Source organism: Rhodococcus sp. 320_ES (genome assembly GCF_059691855.1).
The window spans coordinates 589,068-596,775 of the sequence record NZ_JCAWAG010000001.1 but is presented as its reverse complement, the minus strand read 5'-3'; the positions used below and the strand labels follow the sequence as shown (position 1 = coordinate 596,775).

At 68.7% G+C, this 7,708-nt stretch carries 6 protein-coding genes; all 6 read right to left on the bottom strand.

Translation table 11 applies throughout. The features are described from left to right. Nucleotides 1–21: 21 nt before the first annotated feature. Nucleotides 22–1,203, bottom strand: a complete 1,182-nt coding sequence (ftsZ, locus tag AC59JP_RS03060) for a cell division protein FtsZ (RefSeq protein WP_497324150.1) — start codon at nt 1,201–1,203, stop codon at nt 22–24. A gap of 181 nt (nt 1,204–1,384) precedes the next feature. Beyond that, entirely contained in the window at nt 1,385–2,149 is a 765-nt protein-coding gene (locus tag AC59JP_RS03055; RefSeq protein ID WP_497324149.1) for a cell division protein FtsQ/DivIB, read from the bottom strand. Beyond that, the gene (murC, locus tag AC59JP_RS03050) at nt 2,146–3,618 is read right to left on the bottom strand and encodes a UDP-N-acetylmuramate--L-alanine ligase (RefSeq protein WP_497324148.1); all 1,473 of its coding nucleotides are present in this window, start codon (nt 3,616–3,618) and stop codon (nt 2,146–2,148) included. The genes AC59JP_RS03055 and murC overlap by 4 nt, the downstream gene beginning before the upstream one ends. Then, nucleotides 3,615–4,757: an undecaprenyldiphospho-muramoylpentapeptide beta-N-acetylglucosaminyltransferase gene (gene murG / locus AC59JP_RS03045; protein WP_497324147.1), complete on the bottom strand. Its 1,143-nt coding sequence runs from the start codon at nt 4,755–4,757 to the stop codon at nt 3,615–3,617. Before murG ends, murC begins: the two co-directional genes overlap by 4 nt. After that, complete coding sequence (ftsW, locus tag AC59JP_RS03040; RefSeq protein WP_497324845.1) at nt 4,754–6,139, bottom strand: putative lipid II flippase FtsW; 1,386 nt, start codon at nt 6,137–6,139, stop codon at nt 4,754–4,756. Before ftsW ends, murG begins: the two co-directional genes overlap by 4 nt. 86 nt (nt 6,140–6,225) lie before the next feature. Beyond that, complete coding sequence (murD, locus tag AC59JP_RS03035; protein ID WP_497324146.1) at nt 6,226–7,707, bottom strand: UDP-N-acetylmuramoyl-L-alanine--D-glutamate ligase; 1,482 nt, start codon at nt 7,705–7,707, stop codon at nt 6,226–6,228. Between the last annotated feature and the right edge of the window lies 1 nt (nt 7,708).

Genomic DNA, 7,708 nt, shown 5'->3' with positions numbered 1-7,708 from the left:
CGGAACGATCGGGAGTTTCGGTCATCTCCGCATGAAGGAGGGCACGTCCACATCGTCTTCGCCCTCGTCGTCCGCGATCGGGACGCGTCGGCCGTTACCCGGATTGCCCAGCGGCGGAAGGCTGCTGGGGGCCGACGGCGAGGTGTCGCGGAAGACGGCCGGTCCGGACTCGTCCGAGGAGATCTCGCCGGCCCGTCCGTTGTTCACCTGCGCGCGGGCGTGGGTTCCGGCGGACTCCACCGGTCGACGGGCGGGGGCGCCGCTGTCGAATCCGGCGGCGATGACGGTCACGCGGACCTCGTCACCGAGCGAATCGTCGATGACGGTGCCGAAGATGATGTTGGCGTCGATGTGTGCAGCTTCCTGGACCAGCGAGGCCGCCTCGTTGATCTCGAACAGTCCGAGGTCGGACCCGCCGGCGATCGACAGCAGCACTCCGCGAGCGCCCTCCATCGATGCTTCGAGGAGCGGGGAGTTGATGGCCGATTCGGCCGCCTTGATGGCGCGACCCTCACCTCGCGAGGAACCGATTCCCATGAGCGCGCTTCCGGCGCCGGACATGACGCCCTTGACGTCCGCGAAGTCGACGTTGATCAGACCGGGGGTCGTGATGAGGTCGGTGATTCCCTGAACGCCGTTCAGGAGTACTTCGTCGGCACTGCGGAACGCGTCCATGAGGCTGACGGCTGCGTCGCCGAGCTGCAGGAGTCGGTCGTTCGGGATGACGATGAGGGTGTCGCAGGATTCGCGCAGACCCTGGATGCCCACGTCGGCCTGGCCGCCGCGACGCTTGCCCTCGAAGGAGAACGGCCGCGTGACGACGCCGACGGTGAGCGCACCGAGCTTGCGCGCGATGCTGGCGACGACGGGCGCTCCACCGGTGCCGGTGCCGCCTCCCTCGCCCGCGGTGACGAAGACCATGTCGGCGCCCTTGAGCACCTCTTCGATCTCGTCCTTGTGGTCTTCGGCGGCCTTGCGGCCGACCTCGGGATCGGCTCCGGCGCCCAGCCCACGCGTCAGTTCGCGGCCGACGTCGAGCTTGACGTCGGCGTCGGACATGAGCAGGGCCTGCGCGTCGGTGTTGACCGCGATGAACTCGACTCCTTTGAGTCCCTGTTCGATCATGCGGTTGACCGCGTTGACGCCGCCGCCGCCGATGCCGACGACCTTGATTACGGCGAGGTAGTTGTGCGGGGGCGTCATGGGCTCTCGCCTTCCGTGGTTATTTCTGCGTGGAACTGTGCGGTCTGTGAGATGTGCCAAACCCTCAACCTGAACCATAGGTTCATAGTTATGTCAAGTGATCGACTGTCAAAACCGTAGAGACACACGCGCGGACGGTCGATTAGGCGCGCCGGAACACGCGGAGAAAGTTGAGAGAGATTCAGCGCGTGGTCGGCAGATCGGGGCTCGACACGTCGTACGTCTGTCCCGGTTGCGTCAACAGCGGAAGAGCAACTGCTGCTTTGCGTTCGGAATCCTCGCTGCTCCCCCACACCAGCACTCGACCGTCCAGCAGGGTCATGGACACGGCCGAGATGCTCGGCGCGTCGATACGGGCGATCTGAGACCTCAACTGCGGGGGCAGAGACGTCAGCACGGCCAGCGCAGCCCGTGTCTCCAGATTTCCGAAGGACGGCGACGCCACCACGAGCTGTACCGCGCCGGGCGGCCACGGCTCGACGGCGAAGTCGACACCCGCGGCATCCATCAGGTGCGTTCCGTCGGGGGCGTCGAAGAACACGACGGCCTTGCGCTCCTCGACCGTCACCCGAACCGTCGACGGATACACCCGCTGCACACGAACCGACGCCACCTTCGGGATGGTGGCGACACGATTGGCGGCTCCGTCGGTGTCCACGCGCGGAAGTGGTTGTCCGATCGGAACATCGAGCAGAGACACGATCTGCTGCGTGTCCACCGCGACGTTGCCGTCGACGTCTATGGTCTTGACCGCCAGCACCGGACCGAAGTACCCGAAACCGCCCAGTGCACCGAGCAGAACGACGATCGCGAGGGATACGACCCAGGTGCGCCGCCGGACCCGTCGAGGCGGACGCGACGGCGTGCGGCGCGCGCGCCTGCGATCGGGCTGAACGCGGCGCGGCGTCGCGGCCGGGCGCGTTCGGGTGGACCCCCTCGAACTCACGACGGTTCCCGGCTCGCCGTCGTTGCGCGCAACGCGTCGAGGATCTGCGATCCCAGCATGGTGACGTCGCCGGCGCCCATCGTGACCACGATGTCGCCGGCTCGGCACAATCCGGCGACCTGACGAGGCACCAGGGACAGATCCGGTTGGTAGTGCACGGGTTTCGTGACCGCCCTGGCGATCAGCGCGCCATTGACACCGGGAACCGGCTCTTCCCGCGCACCGAACACGTCCAGGACGACGACCTCGTCGGCCAGATCGAGCGCGTGCGCGAACTCGACGGCGAAGGTCTCGGTCCGCGAGTACAGATGGGGCTGGAAGACGACGACGACACGGCCGCGCGCGGGGGTGTCGGCGGTCGCCACCAGATCCGCTGCGGCGCCGAGGACGGCGCGCACCTCGGTGGGGTGGTGGGCGTAATCGTCGAACACGCGAACGCCGCGTTCACGACCGCGAAGCTGGAAGCGCCGGTGCACACCGCCGAAGCCCGCGAGTCCTTCGAGGACCTCGTCGACGTCGGCGCCGGACTCGAGCGCGGCCACCAGTGCGGCCAATGCGTTGAGCGCCATGTGTTTTCCGGGTACCGCGAGCCGGACGGTGCGCGCACGTGCTTCGCCGGCCAGCTGGAATTCGACGACTCCGCCGACGTCCTTGGGCTCCCACCCGAGAAACGCGGCGGCGAATTCGACGCCGGAATCGGGAGCGGGCGCCTCGCTGCCGTACACGAGCACGCGAACGCCGGGCAGCGCGGACGCGGCGCGGTAGGCGAAGTCGCGTGAGCCCGGATCGTCCAGGCACACGAGAAGCGTTCCGCCCTCGCTCAATCGAGCGGCGAAACGATCGAACACGTCGACGTAGGCCTCGACGCTGCCGAAGTAGTCGAGGTGGTCGGCCTCGATGTTGGTGACGACGACGAGATCCGGGTCGTACTGCAGCAGGGAGCCGTCGCTCTCGTCCGCCTCGGCCACGAAGATGCCGCCGCTGCCGTGGTGTGAGTTCGTGCCCGCCTCGTTGAGCTCGCCGCCGACAGCGAACGACGGGTCGAACCCGCAGTGCTGCAGGGCCACCACGAGCATCGACGTCGTCGAGGTCTTGCCGTGAGTACCGGACACGAGCAACGTTCGATACCCCGTCATCAGGGACGCGAGGACGGTCGGGCGCAACAGAACCGGAATTCCTCGCCGATTCGCTTCCATCAGTTCGGGATTCGTCTTGGGGATGGCCGCGTGCGTGGTGACCAGCGCCGTCGGACCACCGTCGAGCATGTCCAGCGCGCCCGCGTCGTGCCCGATCCGGATCTGCGCGCCCCGCGCTCGTAGCGCGACCACACCGCGGCTCTCCTTCGCGTCGGACCCGGACACCTGACCGCCCCGCGCGAGCAGGATCCTGGCGATTCCGGACATGCCGGCGCCGCCGATGCCCACCATGTGCACCCGCTCGAGTTCGGGAGGAAGCGGAGCGTCGGTCATGGGCGCGGTCCACGGGCTACGTCGAGGACGATCCGAGCGACCTGCTCGGCCGCGCCCTTGTGACCGGCACCGGCCGCGGCAGCACTCATGGCCGCGATGCGAGGTGCGTCGGTCAACAGGTCGACGACGGTCGTCGCGACGAACGACGACGTCATCTCCGCGTCGGCCACGAGAACGCCGCCGCCGGCGGCGACGACCGACCGCGCGTTCAACTCCTGCTCTCCGTTGCCATGCGGCAAGGGTACGTAGAACGCGGGCAAACCCACGGCAGACACTTCGGCAACGGTCATCGCACCCGACCGGCAGACCGTGGCGTCCGCTGCGGCGTAGGCCAGATCCATCCTGGTCAGGTACGGCACGGCCACGTAGGGACGCTCCGGGTTCGTCTGCTCGACCGTGACCGAGTTCTTCGGCCCGTGCGCGTGCAGAACCGACACTCCGGCCGCGGCGAGCGCGGCCGCGGCCCCCGAGACGGCCTCGTTCAGCGACCGAGCACCCTGCGATCCGCCGGTCACGAGCAGAACCGGACCGTCCGCGGGCAGTCCGAAATGCGCGCGGGCCTCGGCACGCAACGCGTGGCGATCGAGATCGGTGATGGCCGGCCGTACCGGTATTCCGACGATCTCCGCGTCCGGCCTAGCGCGTCCGGTGACGCCCGATCCGGCTTGCGCCGCGAGAACCCGAGCGGCGATCCGAGCGCCCACCTTGTTGGCGATCCCTGCACTCGCGTTGGCTTCGTGCACCACGACCGGCACCTTGCGCGATCGGCGGAGCGGACCCCGCCCGGCTGCGAGGTACGCCGACACCGACACGTAACCGCCGAAGCCGACGATGACGTCCGCCTCGGCCCGATCGATGACGCGGCGCGTGGCACGCACGGACGACACCACGCGCGCCGGCAACTTGACCAGCGACCCGGTGAGCTTGCGCGGCAACGGGACCGGCGGAACCAGCGCGAGTTCGTAGCCGCGCGCCGGAACCAGGGTCGTCTCGAGGCCACGCTCGGTCCCCAGGGCGGTGATGCGCACGGTCGGATCGAGTTCGCGGAGCGCATCGGCGACCGCGAGTGCCGGTTCGATGTGACCTGCCGTGCCTCCACCGGCGACGATGACCGAGAGGGTCCTCGGAGTCGAGCTCACCTGCGCGGTCTCCGTTCGGGGTTCTCGTTGCGACGATCTGTGCGGCGGGGCTCGGCGCGTCGAGGCTCCGCACGTCGTGGGCCGGCTCCCACGGCGCTCTGCGCTTTCCTGGCGGTACGCGCCGTCGTCGGTTTGACGGGCGGCACCGGCTTGCGCGTGGAGCGGGCGCGCGCGACCGCAGCGCGGGTGGCCGAATACGGTTCGGGCATGGGCAGTTTGAGCAGGCGGCCGAACTTCCCGTCGCGTCCCGCGGCCAAGGCGGCGATGGCCTCGGGTTCGTGCCGGGCAGCGTTGGCGATGATGCCGAACATCATCAGGGTGATCGCCGTCGACGAACCGCCGTACGAGACGAGCGGCAACTGCAGTCCGGTCACCGGCAGCAAGCCGATGACGTAACCGATGTTGATGACGGCTTGTCCGAACACCCAGGTCGTCGACGCCGCAGTCAGCAAGCGCAGGAACGGATCTGCCGAGCGCATCGCGATGCGGATGCCGGTGTAGACGAACAGACCGAGCAAGCCGAGGATCACCAAGCAGCCGATCAGACCGAGCTCCTCGCCGATGATGGCGAAGATGAAGTCGTTGTGCGCGTTGGGAAGATAGTTCCACTTGGCGCGTGACTGGCCGAGACCGCGCCCGAAGAGTCCGCCGTCGGCGAGCGAGTACTTGGCCTGCTGCGACTGGTAGCCGAGTCCCTGGGGGTCGTCGCCCGGGTTGAGGAACGCCTTGACGCGGTCCGATCGGTAGCCGGCGGTGAACGCCAGCGTGGTCGCCACGACCATGCCGCCGCCGAAGATGGCGGCGAACAGCCGGGCGTCGACTCCGGAAAACCAGAGCAGCGCAACGAGAATGATGCCCAGCGCGATGGCCGTGGAGAGGTTCGGCTGCAGCACGACCAGACCGCACATGACGAGCGCGGCCGGAACCAGCGGAATGAGAATCGCCTTGAGCGGTGCGCCCTCGCTGCGCCTCGACGCGAGCAGGTGGGCACCCCACATCGCCAACGTCACCTTGGCGAACTCGGACGGCTGGAACGAGATGGACCCCACCACGAACCACCGTCGGGCGCCCTGCGCTTCGGAACCGATACCGGGAATGAGCACCAGAACGAGCAGCACGACGGAGACGAGGAACAGTGGGAACGACAGCTTGCGCAGAATCCGTACCGGCACGCGGAGAACGAGGCAGAACGCGATGAGCCCGAGGCCGACACCGATGAGCTGCTGTGTGAAGAGACTATAGGCCGATCCGTCGCTGGAGATCGCCTCGACCGACGACGCGGAGAGCACCATCACCAGGCCGAGCGTGGTCAGCAGTGCCGCCACCGTGACGACGAGATGGAACGAGGCCAGCGGACGATTGGTCCACGCGTCCATCCGCATCCGGACGGCCCCGACCGATTTCCGCTGGGGTGGACCGGACGGCGCGACCTGATGGTCGCCGTACTGAGGCGGAGCGCCCACCCGGCTCACCGCGTACCCCCGGCGAGATCTTCCGGCGTCAACGACCGCGCTGCGGCGGCGAAACTGTCACCGCGGTGGCCGTAGTCACGAAACTGATCGAACGATGCGGTGGACGGCGCCAGCAGGACTGCGGTCCCCGACTGGGCGTGGGACGCCGCCGCCCGGACCGCTTGTCTCATCACTTCGTCACCGTCAGTCACATCAGTATCATCGACCACTCCTGCATCGTCCCCTGACGGGACGCGAACCACGGGAACATCGGGTGCGTGTCGCGCGAGTGCCTCGGCTATCTGGTCGGCATCCTGGCCGAACACGACCGCGGCGCCCAGACGTGAGGCGACGTCGCGCACCAGATCGTCGACGAGTGCGCCCTTGAGCAGCCCTCCGGCGAGCCAGACGACCCGGTCGTGAGCCAGGATCGCCGACCGCGCGGCATGCGGGTTGGTGGCCTTCGAATCGTCGACGAACGTCACTCCCCCGAGTTCGCAAACCACGGCCCCGCGATGCGGCCCCACTCGGAAGGCGCGCAGTCCGTCGGCGATCGCGTTCGCGGACACACCCACCGCCCTCGCCACGCTTGTCGCAGCAAGGGCATCCTGCAGACCCGACGGTCCGGGCGGTTCGATGGACGCGGCGTCGGCCAGAGACTCGCCGTCGGCGAAGACCCGATCGACCACGACGCCGTCCCTGACACCGATCTGGCCCGCCTCCGGCTCGGCGGCGGTGAACCCGAACGTCCTGTCGGCACTCGCGCGGCCCAGCAGCGTCCGCGCGATCGGGTCGTCGAGCCCGACCACACCGACGGCGCCGGACACGGCGCGCAGCTTCGCATCGACGTAGGCGTCCATGCTGCCGTGCCAGTCGAGATGATCTTCGGCGATGTTCACCACGACACCGGCGTCGGGACGCACCGAGGGCGCCCAGAACAGCTGGAACGAGGACAACTCGACGGCCAACACGTCGGCCCGCCGACTGTTGTCCGACCGGCCTCCGGCCTGCCCGCCATCCAACCGGAGTGCGTCGGCCACCGGAACTCCGATGTTGCCGCAGGCGACGACGCGACGGCCGTCCGCCGACAGAATCGACTCGAGCATCGACGTGGTGGTGGTCTTGCCGTTGGTTCCGGTGACGACCGCCCAGGTTCGCGGCGGGCCGTAGCGACCGGCGCGGTCCACTCGCCACGCGAGCTCGACGTCGCCCCAGATCGGCACGCCCGCAGCCGACGCGGCGGCCAGCGGCGAGGCGCCCGGACGGAAGCCCGGGCTGGTCACCACGAGCGCGAAGTCGGCCAGAGTGGCGTCGTCGAGATCGGATATCCGAACGGTGGCGACGTCGCCCAGCTCGGCGCACTGCGCGAGTGCTCCCTCGTCCGAATCCGCGACCGTCACCCGTGCGCCGAGATCGAGAAGGACCGGCACGACCGCACGCCCGGTCACTCGGCCCCCGGTCACGAGCACCCGTGCACCGGTCAGTGATTCGAGCTCCACG

Excerpts from the sequence above, each read along its gene's own strand:
- murC (WP_497324148.1), bottom strand. The coding sequence starts at position 3,618 with ATGACCGACGCTCCGCTTCCTCCCGAACTCGAGCGGGTGCACATGGTG.
- ftsZ (WP_497324150.1), bottom strand. The coding sequence starts at position 1,203 with ATGACGCCCCCGCACAACTACCTCGCCGTAATCAAGGTCGTCGGCATC.
- ftsW (WP_497324845.1), bottom strand. The coding sequence starts at position 6,139 with ATGCGGATGGACGCGTGGACCAATCGTCCGCTGGCCTCGTTCCATCTC.